This window comes from Streptomyces camponoticapitis (assembly GCF_014646115.1).
GTDB classification, from domain to species: domain Bacteria; phylum Actinomycetota; class Actinomycetes; order Streptomycetales; family Streptomycetaceae; genus Streptomyces; species Streptomyces camponoticapitis.
Genome location: NZ_BMMV01000001.1, coordinates 497,438 through 516,178, shown reverse-complemented (window position 1 = coordinate 516,178; position 18,741 = coordinate 497,438). Strand labels below are relative to the sequence as shown.

At 72.2% G+C, this 18,741-nt stretch carries 11 protein-coding genes; 7 read left to right on the top strand and 4 right to left on the bottom strand.

All coding sequences use genetic code 11. The features are described 5' to 3' along the window. Positions 1 to 118: 118 nt before the first annotated feature. The gene (locus tag IEY79_RS02170) at positions 119 to 298 is read right to left on the bottom strand and encodes a DUF6104 family protein (protein WP_189105494.1); all 180 of its coding nucleotides are present in this window, start codon (positions 296 to 298) and stop codon (positions 119 to 121) included. A 78-nt stretch (positions 299 to 376) separates the two neighbouring features. On the opposite strand from IEY79_RS02170, the gene IEY79_RS02165 reads away from it, so the two are divergent. From IEY79_RS02165 to fxsT, 7 genes are all read left to right on the top strand, one after another. Beyond that, positions 377 to 937 (top strand): CU044_2847 family protein, encoded by a 561-nt coding sequence (locus tag IEY79_RS02165; protein WP_189105493.1) that lies wholly within the window; start codon positions 377 to 379, stop codon positions 935 to 937. 154 nt (positions 938 to 1,091) lie between these two features. Next, the gene (locus tag IEY79_RS02160; protein WP_189105492.1) at positions 1,092 to 3,134 is read left to right on the top strand and encodes a VMAP-C domain-containing protein; all 2,043 of its coding nucleotides are present in this window, start codon (positions 1,092 to 1,094) and stop codon (positions 3,132 to 3,134) included. 112 nt (positions 3,135 to 3,246) lie between these two features. Then, the gene (locus IEY79_RS02155; RefSeq protein ID WP_189105491.1) at positions 3,247 to 4,299 is read left to right on the top strand and encodes an AAA family ATPase; all 1,053 of its coding nucleotides are present in this window, start codon (positions 3,247 to 3,249) and stop codon (positions 4,297 to 4,299) included. Between the two features lie 4 nt (positions 4,300 to 4,303). Beyond that, positions 4,304 to 7,402: an SAV_2336 N-terminal domain-related protein gene (locus tag IEY79_RS02150; RefSeq protein WP_189105490.1), complete on the top strand. Its 3,099-nt coding sequence runs from the start codon at positions 4,304 to 4,306 to the stop codon at positions 7,400 to 7,402. Between the two features lie 375 nt (positions 7,403 to 7,777). Then, complete coding sequence (locus IEY79_RS02145; protein ID WP_189105489.1) at positions 7,778 to 7,969, top strand: FxSxx-COOH-like cyclophane-containing RiPP peptide; 192 nt, start codon at positions 7,778 to 7,780, stop codon at positions 7,967 to 7,969. A gap of 52 nt (positions 7,970 to 8,021) precedes the next feature. Beyond that, positions 8,022 to 9,314, top strand: a complete 1,293-nt coding sequence (locus tag IEY79_RS37945) for an aKG-HExxH-type peptide beta-hydroxylase (protein ID WP_189105488.1) — start codon at positions 8,022 to 8,024, stop codon at positions 9,312 to 9,314. Positions 9,315 to 9,370: 56 nt separating this feature from the next. Next, a complete protein-coding gene (gene fxsT, locus IEY79_RS02135; RefSeq protein WP_189105487.1) occupies positions 9,371 to 12,394 on the top strand; it encodes an FxSxx-COOH system tetratricopeptide repeat protein in 3,024 nt (1,007 codons plus the stop codon). Between the two features lie 83 nt (positions 12,395 to 12,477). Here fxsT and IEY79_RS02130 read toward each other — a convergent pair whose 3' ends face one another. From IEY79_RS02130 to IEY79_RS02120, 3 genes are all read right to left on the bottom strand, one after another. Next, on the bottom strand, positions 12,478 to 16,347 hold the full coding sequence (locus IEY79_RS02130; RefSeq protein ID WP_189105486.1) for a multifunctional oxoglutarate decarboxylase/oxoglutarate dehydrogenase thiamine pyrophosphate-binding subunit/dihydrolipoyllysine-residue succinyltransferase subunit: 3,870 nt from the start codon (positions 16,345 to 16,347) through the stop codon (positions 12,478 to 12,480). Positions 16,348 to 16,659: 312 nt separating this feature from the next. Beyond that, positions 16,660 to 17,682 carry a HAMP domain-containing sensor histidine kinase gene (locus IEY79_RS02125; RefSeq protein ID WP_189105631.1) on the bottom strand — a complete coding sequence of 341 codons (1,023 nt, stop codon included), beginning with the start codon at positions 17,680 to 17,682 and terminating at the stop codon, positions 16,660 to 16,662. Between the two features lie 284 nt (positions 17,683 to 17,966). Then, positions 17,967 to 18,704 carry a response regulator transcription factor gene (locus tag IEY79_RS02120; RefSeq protein WP_023538700.1) on the bottom strand — a complete coding sequence of 246 codons (738 nt, stop codon included), beginning with the start codon at positions 18,702 to 18,704 and terminating at the stop codon, positions 17,967 to 17,969. Positions 18,705 to 18,741 lie beyond the last annotated feature (37 nt).

Sequence of the window (18,741 nt, the reverse complement as noted above, 5' to 3'; positions counted from 1 at the left end):
CAACATATCGCGTCTCTTGCTCAACACGATATATCGTGGGCGAGGGAAGTCAAGACCTATCGCGATACCTGTGCCGCGTCGGACCCGCGCCGAGTCGGCCCCTCGTAGACGGGGGCCGTCAGTCGTCCTCGTCGTCGTCCAGCCGCGCCAGCCAGGTCGCCAGGCGTTCCACCGGAACCTCGAAGTCCGGGTTGAGATCGACGAACGTACGCAGCTGCTCGGCCAGCCACTCGAAGGTCACTTCCTCCTCGCCGCGCCGCTTTTCCAGTTCCTCGATCCCGCGATCGGTGAAGTACATGCGAACAGCGTAACTACCTGGTGGGGAGGGGAGGTATCCCGAACACATCGGTGCACGGCGAGCGGGGGAGGGGTGGCGGTGGACCGCGACATACGAGGCGGCCATGACGTACAGGAGGTGGTCCTGCCCGGTGGGCAGGTCATTCTCGCCAGGGTCGGTGTGCTGCGCCCGGACGACTCGGCGTTCGACGACGTCGGAGCCGTCGACCGGCTCCGCACGGGCGTGACCCGCGTCAACGACGTGATCGCGGCCGTCGGCGCGACCGTGATGGACGCCGCGCGGGCGGCGGGACCGAGCGAGGTCAGTGCCACGTTCGGCATCGAGCTGGCGATGAAGCCCGGCGCGGCGGTGGCGGCCGTCCTGGCGGACGGGGAGGCCAAGGCGTCCATCTCCGTCACCCTCACCTGGCAGCCGGGCCGCGAGCCGGCCACCTCCGACGCGCCGCCGGCGACCGCCGCGGCGGACGGCCCGCCAGTACCCCCTGCCCCCGACGGCCCGCCCGTGCCATCCGCCCCTCACGTCCCACCCGTGCCCCCACCCCCCGGCGCCCCACCGCCGCCCCCCGCACCGGCCCGCCCGCCCGGGCCGCAGGGCTCGCCGGGACCGGAACCACTCCCCACTCCGGGATCATCCGGTTAGCCTCGTCCCACTTGCCTCAACTTCGGGGGAACGGGGTACGGATGACAGACGCTCAGGTCCGCGTGTCGCTCGGCGGGGGAGAACGCGCTGTTCCGGAACGTGGCCTACCGGCGCGCGCCCTTCCAACGCCCTCGTACACCCCGTGTGTTGACGCATGAGCTCCCTCGAAGACCCCGTGAGCCGGGGAGTCGTCCGCATCGGCCCGGCCGCCGACGGGTATGACGCAGACAGTGCCGGATTCTGGGGCAGCGGTTTCTTCGTCGCCCCCGAATGGGTCGTGACCTGCGCGCATGTCGTGGACAAGAGGGTGGGTGCGATGGAGCGGGAGCCAGGGGGCACAGTCACGGTCACCACCTACGAGGACGAGCGCTTCGAGGGCGAGATCGCGCATCTCCTCGCCGGTCACGACCTCGCGCTCGTGCGGGTGCCGGGCGCGGACTTCGCCGACTGCCTCTGGCTCAGCGACCGTTCGGCGCCGACACCCGCCGAGGTCGAGCTGTACGGCTGGGCGCAGCCGTCGGGGGCGCACGGCGGCGAGGAGTTCCTCTCCACGACGGCGATGGCCACCGGCGGACGCCGCAGAAACCCGATGTGGCTCCAGAACGGCCTGGTGCTGCACGGCTGTTCCGGCGGCCCGGTCATCGACACTCGGCACGGATCAGTCATCGGCGTCATCAAGGGCAAGGGCCAGGGCGACGCCACCATCGGCCGCGCCGAGTCCGTCACCGCGCTGCGCACGCTCTGCGACCAGGGCGCCGAATCCCTCTGGACGGAGGTCGTCGGCGCCCACGACCGTCATCATCTGCGGCGCTTCGAGGGCTCCGGCGAGAGCTGGCCCCGGCTGCACACCCGCCTCGCGGTGACGCAGGGCCAGCCGCACAGCTTCACCCCGCAGGCGCGCACCCAGCTCTACGGGCTCTTCGCCGACGTCGAACCGCCGTCGGGCCCCGGCCAGGTGCTGCACCTGGTCAACGGCGCGAGCCGGCGCCTGCTGCGCAGTCCGCAGCGCATCGAGTCCAACGACCCGCGCAGCTGGCGCGAGGGCTCGGGCCTGCTCTACGACCCGCGCGAGCACACCGAAGGCGCCCTCGCGGGACGTGATCTCGAACAGGAAGCCGTCGTCCTGTACGCGGCGATGGTGTACGGCACCCTGCGCGCGCCCCGTGACACCCCGGCCGCCAAGAAGCTCCGCCAGTGGGTGGAGACGGCCGCCAACTCCCTGGAGACCGACGTGATCCGCGAGGAGAGCCTGGCGCTCCTCGCGGACGGCGACAGCGCCGGCGACGGGGCGGACGACGGCGCGCCCACCGGCCCCGGCCACGCGGCGCACGACGACGTACTCGTCGTCATCGAGCCGGAGATCTACGGCACCCACCCCTGGCGGGTGCAACTGCTGGACCCCGACGGCGGCACGACCACCATCCGGTACGACGAGGAGGGCGTCCCGCGCACCGGGCTGGAGGCCGCCGTACGCCAGGGTCTGAGCGAGGCGCTGGCCCGCGCCGACGCCGGGAGTTACGTCGCGGCCGTCGACTTCCTGCTGCCCCGCGCGCTCTTCGACGAGCCCGTCGACGAATGGCGCTCCCGGCTGCCGGGCGCCGACGAACCGCCCAGCGTGCACACGCTCCCGATCGGACGGCGCCGAGTCGTCGCCCTGCGCGACCAGTTGCGCCGGCGCGACGGCGTGACCCCGGAGTGGAACCGCGGCAGACGCGCCACCGACCAAGGGCCGCTGGAGGCCGTACCGCTCTGTCTGGACGTACCGGACTGGGGGCACACGGCCGGCGCGCCGGAGGGCGAGGAGGCCGCGTACGCGCGCCTGTCGGTGAGCGCGGCGGGCGTCGCGGGCGTGTCCCTGCCGGTGTACTGCGCGAGTACGGCCACCGGGCGCGGCTCCCGCGTCCTGACCCGGGCCTTCCACGCCGGCCATGTCGCCGTGCTCTGCCGCCGGGCCGCCGAGGACGGACACGACGACTGCGCCGAGTTCTACCGAAGAGCCGCCCAGTTGGTGCGTGAGGCACCTACCGGCAGCGCGCTGCGCGAACGCGTACGGGTGCTGCGCAACCTCAGCGCCGACCCCGGACAGACCGGCCGGGCCGATCACGACGCAGCCTGGGCACGGCACATCGTGCTCATCTACGATCCACCCCACAGGCCGGCGCTTCCCGACGAACCTCTGCACGCCCCGCCCCTATGACAGACAGCTGCCCCCAAGTGACCTGCTGCGAAGGGGGTATGAGCGGCCAAGCGGGGTACGGACGTCCAGGATGCCGGGCGCATGCCGGGCTGACATCGATGAGGAGCCCACAGTGAGCGACTGGCGCATCTACCGAGGAGCGGGACTGCCGCACGACGGTGCGCGGCAATTACCCGACCCGCCTCCCTGGCGCGAGTTCACCGCGCGGAGCCCCGACGGCGCCGACGGACGGGACGGCGCGGACGGGACGGCGGACGGGGCGGACACGGAAGAGGTGGACAACGCCCGCCGGCTGGGCGTCAAACGCCGCCTGGTGGAGTCGTTCCACCCGCGCCCCGAAGAGGTGGAGGCCGTCAACGCCGCACTCCAGCTGCGCCGTCCGCTGCTCGTCACCGGCACTCCCGGCACCGGAAAGTCGACGCTCGCGCACGCGGTCGCCCACGAACTGCGGCTCGGCCGCGTGCTGCGCTGGCCGATCGTCAGCCGCACCACCCTCCAGGACGGCCTCTACCACTACGACGCCATCGGCCGGCTCCAGGACGTGCAGCTCGACCGGGCGGTCTCCGGCGACGCGGTCACGCAGCCGCCCATCGGCTCGTACATCAGGCTCGGCCCGCTCGGTACGGCGCTGCTGCCCTCGCCCGACGGACTGCCCCGGGTGCTGCTCATCGACGAGTTCGACAAGAGCGACATCGACCTGCCGAACGACCTCCTGAACGTCCTGGAGGAGGGCGAGTTCACCATCCGGGAGCTGGAGCGGCGGGCCGAGCGGGAGCCCACGACCGACGTCCTCACCGACGACGGGTCGCCGGTGACCGTGGTGGGCGGCCGGGTGCGGTGCACGGCCTTCCCGTTCATCATCCTCACCTCCAACGGCGAACGGGACTTCCCCGCCGCCCTGTTGCGCCGCTGTATCCAGCTCGACCTCAAGCCGCCCGGCGAAAAACAGCTCGCCGCGATGGTCGCGGCGCATCTGGGCGAGGAGGCCCTGGAGGAGGGCGCTGAGCTGATCGAGCGGTTCCTCCAGCGGGAGCCCGGCGAGGTCGTCGCCACCGACCAGCTGCTGAACGCTCTGTATGTGACCCAGAGGGCCGCCGACGCCGAACAGGTCACCCGCAACAGGCTCGCCGAGATGCTGCTCCGCCCTCTCGACCGTCCGAGGTGATGGCGTGACCATCCCCGACCCGCCCCCCGGCGCCACACCACGCCCGCCCCCCGGTGAACAGGGGCAGCCGGAGCACCGGACGGAGCAGCCGCCCGCCGGGCACGCGGGCGACCCCTCCGGCGCACCGCCGGGCGCGTCCGCGGACGCACCGCCGGGCTCCCCGACCTCCGCCGTGGCCGCCGGGCTGGCGGAGCTCGTCGGCCGGCTGCGCGCGGCGGGCCGCGACGTATCGGCCAGAGAGCTGGCCGAGGCCGTCTGGCTGGCGCGTCTGACGGCTCCGCAGGCGCGGACAGGGGATCGTCCGGAGCATCATGAACCACCGACCAACCGGCAGACCGAACCCGACGCGGCCGTGCGGCCGCCCGCCGAAGGGCCCGGGCCCCGGCCCGAGCCCCCGGCCCGCAGCTCCGAGCACACCGCGCCCCTCTCGATCTACGCGCCGTCCGGCGCCGACGCCGTCCCGACCCGGTCGTTCCCGATACGGGCCCCCGCCACCGGGGCCCTCTCCGGCATGCTGGGCCTCCAGCGCTCCCTGCGACCGCTGCGCGGCTACCGCCCGCCCGTCCCCCCGGTCCTCGGTCCGGAACTGGACGAGGAGGCGACCGCCGAACGCAGCGCCGCCGACGGCTTCCTGCGCCCGGTACGCCGCCCGGCCGCACACCGGGAGGCCGAGATCCAGCTCCTGATGGACGCCTCCCCGACCGCCTCCGTGTGGCAACTGACCCTGGAACGGCTCCGGCAGGCCTGCGAACGGCTCGGCGCCTTCCGCGACGTCCAGGTGCACTATCTGCACCAGGGTCCCGACGGCTCCGCGATGGCCGGCACCGGACCCGACCCGCACCACACCCGGCTGCGCCCCGCCGACCAGCACCGCGACGTCACCGGGCGCCGGCTCACCCTCGTCATCAGCGACTGTGTGGGACCGCTGTGGCAGTCCGGCGGCGCCCAGCGGCTGCTGTACCGCTGGGCCGAGTCCTCCCAGATCGCCGTCGTCCAGCCACTGCCGCCGCGCCTGTGGGACCGTACGGCGCTGCCCGCCGATCCCGGGACGCTCGTGCACGAGCCCGGCGCGGGGCGCGGCATGCGGTTCGTCGCCGACGAGCGGCACGGCCGCGAGGCGCCGCCCGCCGGCGCGCGCCCCGTGCCCGTCCTGCTGCCGACCGACCGGGTCCTCGGCCGCTGGGCCCAGCTGCTCGGCGGCACCGGCACCCGTACGATGCGCGGCGCGGCGGCCTGGGTGCTGCCGCAGCACCCGGCGCAGCCCGCGTCGGGACCGTACGGCGGCGCGCGCACCCCGCAGGCGCGGCTGCGCGACTTCCGCTCCGGCGCGTCGCCCGGCGCGCTGGAGCTGGCCGTGCATCTGGCCGCCGTACCGCTCTATCTGCCGGTCATGCAGCTCGTACAGGAGGCGCTGCTCCCCGACACCGGACCCATGCAGCTGGCCGAGGTGCTCCTCGGCGGACTGCTGGAGCGGCTGCCCGACACCGCCGGCGTGCCGGGACCGCGCTACGACTTCGCGCCCGGCGTACGCGAACTGCTGCTGGAGATGCTCGACCGGGGCGCCGCCGAACTGGTCCTCAAATACCTGTCGGAGTACGTCACCCGGCGCTTCGGCAAGGGCATGCGCAACTTCCCGGCGCTGGCCGTCGCCCGCCTCCAGGGGCTGGAGGCCGGCGAGGCGAGCGTGCCGGAGGACCCCGACGGCGGGCCGCAGGCCGACGAGGAGCTGTTCGCGCAGGTCCCCGCGCGGGTGGTGCGCTGGTACAAGCCAGTACGGCCGGTGCCCGGCAGGCTGGACGAGGTCGAGCGGCTGCTCGGCCTGTGGCGTGACCGGCGCGACCGGCAGATGCTCTTCGACGCGCAGGCGCTCGCCGAGGCGGCCCTGGCCGCCGACGGCGACGAACGCTCACGCCATCTGCTCGGGCGGGTGCTGTTCGCGCGCGCCAACTCGGCGGAGGCGCGCCGCGATCCCGAGGAGGCGCACCGCCTGCTGGTACGGGCCGAGCGGCTGCTCGTCGGGGAGGAGCCGGCGACGGCCGTGGCCCGCGCGGACGTCCGGCACGAACTGTGGCGCCAGGACGGTGACACGCGGTGGCTGCGCGCGGCGGTGGCCGGGCTGGCCGAGGTTCCCGGCGCGGGAGACCTCGCCACGGAGACGGCGCGCCGGCTCCGGATGGGCCGGGCGCTGCTCGACCTCGCGAGGACGGAGACCGAACGGGACGAGCCCGCCGGGGCGGCGGTACGTGAACTGCGTTCCGCGCTCGTCCTGTTGGGCGAGCTGGAGGCGCCGCCCCATCGCCGCGCCGGCGCACTCCTCGACCTCGTGTCCGCCCTGCGGCTGACGCGGGACAAGGACCCGGCGGAACTCCTCGCCCTGACGGACGAGGCCGAGACGGCCGCCGAGGACAGCGCCCCGCTGCTGCTGCGCGCCCGGCGCGAGCGGGCGCGGATCCACCGGGAGGCACGGGACTGGGAGGCGGCGGCGACCGCGTACCGGCAGGCTGAGCGCAGCGCACCGCGCGACAGCCACGACCGGTGCGAACTCCTCGCCGAATGGGGCGAGATGCTGCTCACCGAGACCCGCCGCCCCGACCGCGCGGAGGGCATCCTGCGCGAGGCCCTCACGAACGTGTCCTCCTCGGCCCCGCTCCGCTGGCGCCTGCATCTGCTGCTCGGTACCGCCCTGCTGGACCGCTACCGGGGCGACGGCGCGGGCAGCGGCTTCCTGCCCGACGTCTACGAGGGCTGCCATCTGCTGGAGCTCGCCGCCCGCCGCGCGGCCGACGCGTCCACCCGGGCGAGCGCCTGGCTGACGCTGGGGCGCGCGCGGCTTGACCTGCCGGAGCCGGAGTCGCACTACGCCGCCGTGGAGTCCGCCTACGGCAGGGCGCTGCGCGAGACCACCGAATCGCCCTCGCTCACGGCGGCCCGCGCCCTGCACGGCCGAGGCGAACTGTACGAGCGGATGGGCCGCCCCTTCGCGGCCAGGGCCGACTACCGGACGGCGGAGGGCCACTGGCGCCGGCTGGCCGAGCAGGGCACCCCGGGTCCGGAGGACGAGGTACGGGCGACGCGCGAGCGGGCGGAGGCGCTGGGAGGCTGAGGCGCGGGGGAGCGAGGGCCGGGCCGGTGGTGAGAACCACGTCCCAGGGCCGGGTCCACGTCCCGGATAGGGGTCCATTCCTCAGGACCGTGTGCGTGCGCGACCGGTCCATGCCTCTACGCGCCCGGCATGCGCTCCCCATGACGTGTCCCCGAAGTCACACGCTCCGGCCGGAACCCCAACTCCCTGTGTGGCGAACGGGTTTCCGAATCGTGGGCCTCGGGAAGTAGAACCCACGCGGCGGCGCCTCCCACGGTCCGCCGTGAACGTGGCGCCGTCCGCCCCGCAGAGCGGTGCTCACCGGCGTCTGGTGTGTGCGATCGCAAGGCGGGACTTTCACCACACGCCCTCGGGGGCATCGGGGAGGAGCAGAGCGTGCTGGAGCAACGTGTGCCCGGATCCGCTGAGCAGACCGGTGGGATTCCTGGGAGCCCCGTGCTTCCCGATCTCACCGGTGTCGACCTGCGGACCCTCCAGGGGCTGGACGACGAGGCGCTGACGGCGGCCGTCGAGGACGTGCTCCGCTGCCCGGGCTCGTTCACCGACTCGTGGGGGGATTCACCGTGAACCGGCCGACGGGGCGGCGGGATTCGGTCAGTCTCGCCGCGGAGCGGAGGTAATGGCCGCGGCTCCCGGGGCCTTCCACGTCCCGCCCGCCACCCTGGTGCGGATCGCCGCCACCCGCCAGCGGCCGCACGACATCGGTCTGCTGCACGCCGCACTGCACAGCCGCCGGCTGGTCCTGTTCAAGGCCCTCCTCGCCCGCGTCGGGCGGGAGGACTTACCCGCGCCCGCCCGTGCCGCGTTCGACCGGGACTGGCGCCTCCTGGAGCGGGCCGAGTCGCCCACACCGGCCGCCGCCCGCCGGCTCCTCGACTACCCCGCCGTCGGCGGCTGGATCGTGGACGCCCTCAACGCACCCGGACCGGACGGCCTCACCGCCGCCCTGCACCCTCTCGGCGGCATCGCCGTCGGTACGGCGCTGCGCACCGGAGCCCGCCTGCGCACGGTGCTCCCCACGGTGGACGGACGGCTCGTCCTGCCCGGCATCGGCGTCCAGGACGCCCGCGCCTCCCACGTACGGATCCGCACAGGCCCGCACGGCGCGCTGCTCACGCCGGTGGGACACCTCGGCCGTTCCGTGCCGCTGCGGCCCGACGGCCGGGGAGCGGGGGCGGGCTGGACCTCCCTGGCCGTCCTGCCCGGCAGCGCCGGCCGGCTCGACGACCTCGGCACCGGACACATCGCGTTCCCGGACGTCTCTCGGGCCCCGGACGTGCAGCCGCGTCCCGACCGCGCCGCCTGGCTCGGCCGCTGGCGCGCCGCCGTCTCCCTTCTCCAGGCCGCGGACCCCTGGCGGGCCGCGGAGATCACCGGGCTCGTACGGTCCGTGGTCCCGATGGCCCCGGCCGGCGAAGGCGCCTCCAGCCGCACTCTCAGGGCGGCCCCCTGGGCCGTGCACACCGCGCTGCCCGACAGCGCACGGCGGTTCGCGGAGGTGCTCGTGCACGAGCTCGCCCACAGCAAGCTGGCCGTTCTCACCGACCTCGTCGCGCTGCACCACGCCGACGGCTCGGCCGTCCACCACGTCGCGTGGCGCGAGGACCCGCGCCCCTTCGACGGTGTGCTCCAGGGGACCTACGCGCATCTCGCCCTCGCCGACCTCTGGTCGCGCGTCGCCGAGCGCCCCGGCGCCGCCCCGGCCGCCCGCCGCGCGGCCCGCGCGCGCCGCGAGGAGTACCGCGCCCAGGTCGCCGACGCGCTCCCCATTCTGCTGAACAGCCATCAACTCACCGAGCACGGAGAACGGTTCACCGTATCGATGAGACAGCACCTGACCTCGCTCGGCGGGGGCCCCGGTAGCCCGTACGCACTGTCCGATTCCCTGTCCGGGGACGGTGACGTTCGGTAATCTTTCAGACGCGCCGTCAGGGAATGGCGCAGCTCGATGAATGAGGAGACGCGCGCATGGTCGCTCAGCGGCACCTGACGGAGGACGGCGGCCCCGATCAGGAGTCACAGCATTTCGTGGTCGCCTTCCCGGGCCACCACCGGCCCTGGGCCACCTGGATCGCCCGTCGGCTCGAAGCGCACGGCCACCGCGTGACGACGCACCGCTGGGACCCGGATCGCGACGAGTCCCTGGAGGTCGCGCTCGGTGACCTGCTGCTGGCCAGAGGGCGGGTCCTGCTGGTGCTCAGCGACTGGTTCTTCGAGCTGGGCCCCCGGCGTGAGGGCGAGTGGAACGCGGTGCTGCGCGGCTTCGTCGCCGCCAACGCCGACCGGTTCGCCGCCGTCAATCTGACCAACCGCTCGCTGCTGCCCGCGACCGCCGTGCTCGAACCGGTCGACCTGTGGGGCATCGCCGAACAGGAAGCCGAACGGCGCCTGCTGGCACGGCTCGACCTCGAACCTTCCGCGTCCCGCACCGACGCCGTGTCGACCCCCTCCCGTTATCCCAGCGACGCGCCCGCCGTCTGGGGCGAGGTGCCGCGCCGCAACCTGCGCTTCACCGGCCGGGACGACCTCCTCAACCGCGTCCAGGAATCCCTCACGGAGGTCGAGTCCGGCGCGGCGGTCTGCGCGCTGGTCGGCATGTCGGGCATCGGCAAGACCCAGCTCGCCGCCGAGTACGCCCACCGCTTCAGCCCCGACTACGACGTCGTGTGGTGGGTCAACTCCGACCAGCGCGGCACCCAGCGCGACCGGTTCGGCGAGCTGGCACCGGCCCTCGGCCTGCGCAGCGGCTCCGAGCCCGGCGAGCGGATCCGCGCCGTGCGGGACGCGCTGCGCCGCGGTGATCCGCACAGCCGCTGGCTGGTGATCTTCGACGGCTGGGAGGACGTGGAGGAGGCGACCGCGATGCTGCCCCGCGGCGGCACCGGCCACGTGCTGATCACCTCGCGCAACCACGGCTGGCGCACCGTGGGAGAGGTCGTGGAGGTGCCCGTCTTCCTGCGCGCCGAGTCGACCGGCTATCTGATGCGCAGGGCCCCGCACATCACGGCGGAGGACGCCGACAAGGTCGCCGCCGAGTTCGCGGACCTGCCCCTGCAGATGGCCCACGCGGCGGCGCTGCTCGGTGAGTGGCAGATGCCCGTCTCGGAGTACCTCGAAAAGGTCCACAGCGGGGAGATCAACCCCCTCGACGACATGACCGAGCTGGGCGACTACCCCAGCTCCTCGCTCACCTCCTGGTCGATGTTCTTCAACCGGGTCCGCGACTCCGAGCCGCGCGCGCTCGAACTCCTCAAACTCTGCGCCTGCTTCGCCCCCGGGCGGATCCCCATCGGCCTGGTCCGCGGCGTGGCCCCGGGCGACCTCCCCGAACAGCTGCGCTGGATCGCCGACGACACCCCCGACTGGCCGCGCGCCCTGGACACCCTCGCCAACTACTCGGTCGTCACCAAGGATTCACGCAGCCCCTCCGTCTCGGAGGGACGCGACGCCGGCTCCCGCCAGGAGTCCGTCCACATGCACCGCGTCGTGCACGGCATCGTCAGGCAGCTCACCGCGAGCGACGACCGCGAGATCCATCGCGCGGTGGTCCGCCAGGTCCTCGTCGGCAGCCACCCCGGTGAACCGTTCGACAGCAGGCAGTGGCCCCGGTACGCCGAGATCCTGCCGCAGCTCGAATTCTCGGGCGTACTGGAAAGCACCGACCCGCGCGCCGTCCAGCTCGTCCTGAACACCCTGCGCTACTGCTACAACAGCGGTGAGTTCACCGTCGGCATGGACCTCGTCCGGGTGGTCCGGGCCAAGTGGAACGAGCTGTTCGCGCCCGACGCCCCCGAGATGCTGGAGCTCACCGCGCGGACCACGGTGATTCTCCGTGCCAGCGGCCGGTTCCACGAGGCGTTCGACAGGGACAGCGCCGCCCTGGCGCTCCTGCTGGCCCAGTCGGAGCCGGACCCGATCAAGCTGATGACGGCCAACACCGGGCTCAGCTCCGACCTCCGGTTCCTCGGCCGCTACCCGGAGGCGTACCAGCTCCAGCGGGACCTCGTCGACGTCGGCCGGGAACTGCTGGGCCCCGACGAGTGGACGACACTCCTGGCCCAGCACAGCCTGGGCGTGTCCCTGCGGCTTCTCGGCCAGTACGAGAAGGCGTACGAGATCGACCTCGACACGCTCCGCAAACGCGAGGCCGTCCTGCGCGCCCGGCACTCCAACACCCTGCACTCGGTCAACGCCTGCGCCCGCGACCTGCGGCTCCTCGGCCGCTACCACGACGCGCTGGCCCGCCAGGAGCTCGGCGTGCGGACCCATATCCAGGTCCTCGGCGAACACCACCCGCAGACGCTGTGGGCGCAGCACAACCTCGTCCTGTGCAGGCGCAGGGCCGGGGCCAAGGGCGACGACATCGGTCCCGTGATGGCCGACCTGCTCGCGCGGCACGAGCGCGTGTACGGCAAGGGCCACCACAACAACCTGATGCTGGTCACCGACTACGGCAACTACCTCCGGGTGCACGGCGATCTGGGGCTCGCCAGGGATCTGCTCACCGAGGCCGAGGACACCTACCGCGCCCTGGTCGGCCAGGCCCACCCCGTACCGACCGGCATGCAGTCGAACATCGGGCTCCTCATGCAGGCCGAGGGGAACAGGGACGGCGCACTCGTCCTCTTCGAGCAGGCGCTCACCGGTCTGCGCACCCTCCTCGGCGACGACCACCCGTGGACCCTGGGCTGCGCGCTGAACGCGTCCGGCGGGCGGAATCTGAGCGGGCGTCTGGAGGAGGCCGCCGAGCTGAGCAGGGACACGCTGCGGCGCGCCCGTGCGGCGCTCAGCGACATCCATCCGATGACGCTCTCCTGCCAGACGGCGCTCGCGGCCGATCTGCGCGCGCTCCAGCAGCGCGACGAGGCGGACAAACTGGAGGAGGACGCCCTCCAGAAGCTGACCCGCACGATGGGCGCGCAGCACCAGCACACGCTCTCCGCACGCCAACGGGTACGGCCCTACTGGGACTTCGAGCCGTATCTGGGCTGAGCCGGAGGCGCCGACGAGATACGAGGGCCCGGCACCGCGTCCGCGCGGTGCCGGGCCCTCGTACGTACCTCACATCAGAGCGGTCAGGCGTCGAACACCTCGGCGCACAGCTGCGCCTGCTCCGCCTGGTGCCGCTTGGCGGAACCGACCGCCGGCGACGAGGACGCGGGCCGCGAGATCCGGCGCAGCCGCTCGTCGTGCGGGACGTCGGCTCCGACCGCCAGGTCCAGGTGGTCGATCAGGTTGAGCGCGATGAACGGCCACGCGCCCTGGTTCGCCGGCTCCTCCTGCGCCCACAGGTACTTCTCGGCGTTCGGGTACTTCGCGATCTCCGCCTGGAGCTCCGCGCCCGGCAGCGGGTACAGCCGCTCCAGCCGCACGATCACGGTGTCCGTCAGACCGCGCTTCTGCCGCTCGGCGTCCAGGTCGTAGTAGACCTTGCCCGCGCAGAAGACGACCTTGCGGACGGCCGCCGGATCGATCGAGCCCGCCTCGCTCAGCGAGTCGCCGATCACCGGGCGGAAGCCGCCGGTGGTGAACTCCTCGATCTTCGAGGTCGCCGCCTTCAGCCGCAGCAGCAGCTTCGGGGTGAAGACGACCAGCGGCTTGTGGTGCGGGTTGTGGACCTGCCAGCGCAGCAGGTGGAAGTAGTTCGACGGCAGGGTCGGCATCGCGACCGTCATGTTGTTCTGCGCGCACATCTGGAGGAAGCGCTCGGGGCGCGCGGACGAGTGGTCCGGGCCCTGGCCCTCGTAGCCGTGCGGCAGCAGCAGCGTGACGCCCGAGGTCTGGCCCCACTTCTGCTCCGCCGACGAGATGAACTCGTCGACGACGGTCTGCGCCCCGTTGACGAAGTCGCCGAACTGGGCCTCCCACATGACCAGCGACTCCGGGCGGGCCAGCGAGTAGCCGTACTCGAAGCCCATCGCCGCGTACTCGCTGAGCAGCGAGTCGTAGACGTTGTAACGGGCCTGGTCCTCGGCCAGGTAGAGCAGCGGGGTGTAGTCCTCGCCGGTCTCCTGGTCCACCAGCACCGCGTGCCGCTGGCCGAACGTGCCGCGGCGGGTGTCCTGGCCCGACAGCCGGACCGGGGTGCCCTCCATCAGCAGCGAGCCGATGGCCAGGGTCTCGCCGGTGCCCCAGTCGATCGTGCCGTCCTCCACGGAGGCCGCGCGGCGCTGCATCTGCGGCATGAGGCGCGGGTGCACCGTAATGGAGTCGGGGATGTTGACCTGGGACTCGGCGATCCGCTTGACGACCTCCTGCGAGATGGCCGTGGTGACCGCGACGGGGAACTCCGCCTGGGCGTCCGGGACATGGGCCGGAGCCGGGTGCGACGTGGCCTCGCGGACCTCGGCGAACACCTTCTCCAGCTGGCCCTGGAAGTCCTGGAGTGCCTGCTCGGCCTCTTCCAGCGTGATGTCGCCGCGGCCGATCAGCGACTCGGTGTAGAGCTTGCGCACCGAGCGCTTCTTGTCGATCAGGGTGACCATCTGCGGGTTGGTGAACTGCGGGTTGTCGCCCTCGTTGTGACCGCGACGGCGGTAGCAGATGAGGTCGATCACGACGTCCTTGTTGAACGTCTGGCGGAACTCGAACGCGAGCCGCGCCACCCGGACGCATGCCTCCGGGTCGTCACCGTTGACGTGGATGATCGGCGCCTCGATCATGCGCGCGACGTCCGTCGCGTACATCGAGGAGCGCGAGGCCTCCGGGGCGGCGGTGAAGCCGACCTGGTTGTTGATCACCACATGCACCGTGCCGCCGGTGCGGTAGCCGCGCAGCTGCGACATGTTGAGCGTCTCGGCGACGACGCCCTGGCCCGCGAACGCCGCGTCGCCGTGCAGTGCGACGGGCAGCACGGTGAAGTCCGTGCCGGCCTTGTTGATGATGTCCTGCTTGGCGCGCGCGATGCCTTCGAGGACCGGGTCGACCGCCTCCAGGTGCGAGGGGTTCGCGGCCAGCGACACCTTGATCTGCTCGCCGTCGAGACCGGTGAAGGTGCCCTCGGCGCCCAGGTGGTACTTCACGTCGCCGGAGCCGTGCATCGACTTCGGGTCGAGGTTGCCCTCGAACTCGCGGAAGATCTGGGCGTACGACTTGCCGACGATGTTCGCCAGGACGTTGAGCCGGCCGCGGTGGGCCATGCCGATGACGACCTCGTCGAGCCGCGACTCGGCAGCCGAGTCGATGACCGCGTCGAGCAGCGGGATGACGGACTCGCCGCCCTCCAGCGAGAACCGCTTCTGGCCGACGTACTTGGTCTGGAGGAACGTCTCGAACGCCTCGGCGGCGTTGAGCCTGCGCAGGATCCGCAGCTGCTCCTCGCGCTCCGGCTTGGAGTTGGAGCGCTCGATGCGGTCCTGGAGCCACTTGCGCTGCTTCGGGTCCTGGATGTGCATGAACTCGACGCCGGTGGTGCGGCAGTACGAGTTGCGCAGCACGCCCAGGATGTCGCGCAGCTTCATCATCGACTGGCCGGCGAAGCCGCCGACCGCGAACTCCCGCTCCAGGTCCCACAGGGTGAGGCCGTGCTCGGTGATGTCCAGGTCGGGGTGCTTGCGCTGGCGGTACTCCAACGGGTCGGTGTCGGCCATGACATGGCCGCGCACCCGATAGGAGTGGATCAGCTCGAAGACCCGCGCGGGCTTCGTGACGTCCTCGTCGTGCGAGGCGTCGATGTCCTTGAGCCAGCGGACCGGCTCGTAGGGGATGCGCAGCGCCTGGAAGATCTCGTCGTAGAACTCGTTCTCGCCGAGCAGCAGTTGGCTGACGATCCGCAGGAACTCGCCGGAGGCGGCGCCCTGGATGACGCGGTGGTCGTACGTCGAGGTCAGCGTCATGACCTTGGAGATGCCCAGCTTGTTCAGGGTGTCCTGCGAGGTGCCCTGGAACTCGGCCGGGTAGTCCATGGATCCGACGCCCATGATGACCGACTGACCGGGCATCAGACGCGGCACGGAGTGGACCGTGCCGAGGCCGCCCGGGTTGGTCAGCGAGACGGTGACACCGCTGAAGTCGTCCATCGTCAGCTTGTTGTTGCGGGCGCGCCGGACGATGTCCTCGTACGCCTGCCAGAACTCGAAGAAGTTGAGCGTCTCGGCCTTCTTGATGCCGGCGACGACGAGCTGACGGTCGCCGTTCGGCTTCACCAGGTCGATGGCCAGACCGAAGTTGATGTGCTCCGGCTTGACCAGGGTGGGCTTGCCGTCCTTCTGCGCGAAGGAGTAGTTCATCGACGGCATGGCCTTGATGGCCTGCACCATCGCGTACCCGATGAGGTGCGTGAAGGAGATCTTGCCGCCGCGCGCCCGCTTCAGGTGGTTGTTGATGACGATGCGGTTGTCGAAGAGCAGCTTCACCGGGACGGCGCGCACGGACGTGGCCGTGGGCAGCTCCAGCGACAGGTTCATGTTCTTCGCGACAGCGGCCGACGGGCCACGCAGCGTCACGTACTCGGGGCCCGTGGGCTCTTCGGCCGGCTCGGCCTTCGGCTCGGCCGCGACCGCGGGCTTGGCGGCGGGAGCCGCCTTCGCGGGTGCGGGCGCCGCGGCGGCGGGCTTGGCGGGCGCGGCGGGTGCGGCCGGCGCCTGGGTCTCGGCCTTGGGGGCGTGGGCCTGCGCGGGAGCCGCTGCCACGGGCTTCGCCGGCGCGGCCGGAGCCGTCGCGGTGGCGGCGGGCGGCGCTGCCGGTGCGGCGCTCACCGCAGCCCCCGCGGCTGCGGTGGATGTCGCGGCAGGCTCCGGGGATTTGTCCGCCGCACCGGTGTTCCCCGGCTTGTAGTCGGCGAAGAAGTCCCACCAGGCACGGTCGACCGAATTCGGGTCCTGGAGGTACTGCTGGTAGATCTCGTCGACGAGCCATTCGTTGGGCCCGAAGGCGGCGGCAGGATTCTTGTCCTGCCCCGTTTGGTCGGTCGAGACGCTTGAGTTACTGGGGGACTGAGACGACACGGCGGCAACCGCCCTCTTCCGCTTCACAAGGTGATGGACAGCGGGAATCAAGGCTACGCCTACCGGACCGAGAGGAGCAGACCGGGCGGGGGCAACGTCATGCACGTCACACCGGAAGGCGGGTTTCGGCACAGGAATTGGCGGGAAACAAGCCAGGTTTCCTTGGGGCTGTTCTTGTAGCTGTCCTCGGAACTGTGGACACACCGCGCCGTTCACACGCCTTTTCGGCCCCTGAACAGGGTCCGCTTCGGCGCCGCCCGACGAACGCCCGGGGGAACGGTCGCTTCCGGTGCCTCCGGATCGAACCCTACGTCAACCCCGCGCCCGAGGTATTCCCGGAAGTGTCACCTGGATGAGGCACCCACGTACGGATTCGGCCACCCCGATGCGTCCGCCGTGCAGATCCACCGCCCAGCTCGCGATGGCCAGCCCCAGTCCCGTACCGCCGTCACTGCCCGGACCGTGCGGCGAAGGGGAGCTGCCGCGGTTGAAGCGCTCGAAGACCCGGTGCCGCTCGGTCTCCGGAATGCCGGGCCCCTCGTCCTGGATCTCCAGGTCCAGCGACTCCGGCCCGTGCCCGCGCCGGGCCCGTACCGTCACCCGGCCGTGCGGCGGGCTGTGTTTGACCGCGTTGTCGATGAGATTGGCCACCACCTGGTGCAGCCGCTCCGCGTCCGCGTGCGCCGTCAGCTCCGGCGGCGACACATCCAGGTGCAGATGGACGTCCGTACGGGTGTGATTGCCCGATCCCGAGCTGAGGCCGCGCTGCGAGGCAGCGAGATTGGCCTCCTTCAGGACCCCGGACAGATAGGGCCACACCTCGAAGCGCCGTGCCTTGAGGGGCAGCACACCGTTGTCGAGCCGGGAGAGGTCCAGCAGTGTCTCGACGAGTCTGCCCAGGCGCTCGGTCTGCTTCAGCGCCGTACGCATCGTCTCCGGGTCGGCGGCGGACACACCGTCCACGACGTTCTCCAGCACGGCGCGCAGCGCGGCGATCGGTGTGCGCAGCTCGTGCGAGACATTGGCGACCAGTTCCTTGCGGTGCCGGTCGACGGCCTCCAGGTCGTCCGCCATCCGGTTGATGGTGGAGGCCAGGTCGCCCAGTTCGTCACGGCGGTCGGCCCCGCTGACCCGCCGGGTGTAGTCGCCGTGCGAGATGCCCTTCGCGACGGTGTTCATCTCGTCCAGCGGCGCGGTCAGGCCGTGTGCGACGAACTGGGTGATCAGCAGCGTCGCGATCATCGAGAAGACCGTGATGAAGCGCAGCTCCGTCTCGGTGCGCAGGGCCACCATCAGCAGACCGGTGGTGATGAGCACGGAGACCACGACGAGCATGCCGAGCTTCGTCTTGATCGAGAACGGTCGCAGACCGCCCGCGTCGGGGCCGCGGAGAGCGCCGTGCCCGGCTCTGATCCGGGCCGGGCCCTTCCGTGCGGGACCGTGCCCGGACGGGTCGTGGCGCGGTGAGCCGCCCCTGGTGCCGGCTCTGGCCGGCCGGGCCGCGCCAGTGCGGGACGAGCGGGGGGTGCGCCCGGGGCGCGGGACGCGCGGCGAGCGCGCCGCGCGTCCGGACCGCCCGGGACCCTCGTCCTGCTCGCCTCTGCCGCCCGGCGACCGGCTCATGGCGCCGGTGTCTCCAGGGCGTATCCCACACCGTGCACCGTACGGATCCGCTCGGCGCCGATCTTCCGGCGCAGCGCCTTGATATGGCTGTCGACCGTACGGGTGCCCGAGGCGTCCGCCCAGTCCCACACCTCGGCCAGCAGCTGCTCGCGCGAGAGGACCGCGCGCGGCGTGTTCGCCAGGCAGACCAGCAGGTCGAACTCGGTGGGTGTCAGATGTACGTCCTCGCCGCGCACCCGCACCCGGCGCTGCGCGTGGTCGATCTCCAGCTCGCCGAGGCGCAGGATGCCGCTGCGCGGCGTCACGGCGGCCAGCGCCGCGCGTTCGACCCTTCGCAGCAGCACATGGACCCGGGCCGCCAGCTCCCGCATCGAGAACGGCTTCGTCATGTAGTCGTCGGCCCCGACGCCGAGGCCCACGAGCATGTCGGTCTCGTCGTCGCGCGCCGTCAGCATCAGCACCGGCACCGGACGCTGCGCCTGGACACGGCGGCAGACCTCCAGACCGTCGAAGCCGGGCAGCATCACGTCGAGCACCATCAGATCGGGCTGCCAGGCCTCGGCGGCGTCGACGGCGGCAGGGCCGTCGACTGCCGTCTGGACGACGAAACCCTCGGCACGCAGCCGGGCCGCGATGGCGTCCACGATCGTCGCGTCGTCCTCGACCACGAGCACCCGGCGCTGCGCGCCGGGTGTGGCCGCGACCCCGTTCTGGCTGGTGTGTGTCTGCTCCATCGCCCCGCCCCTGGTACGTTCCGCGATCCGTGTTCCT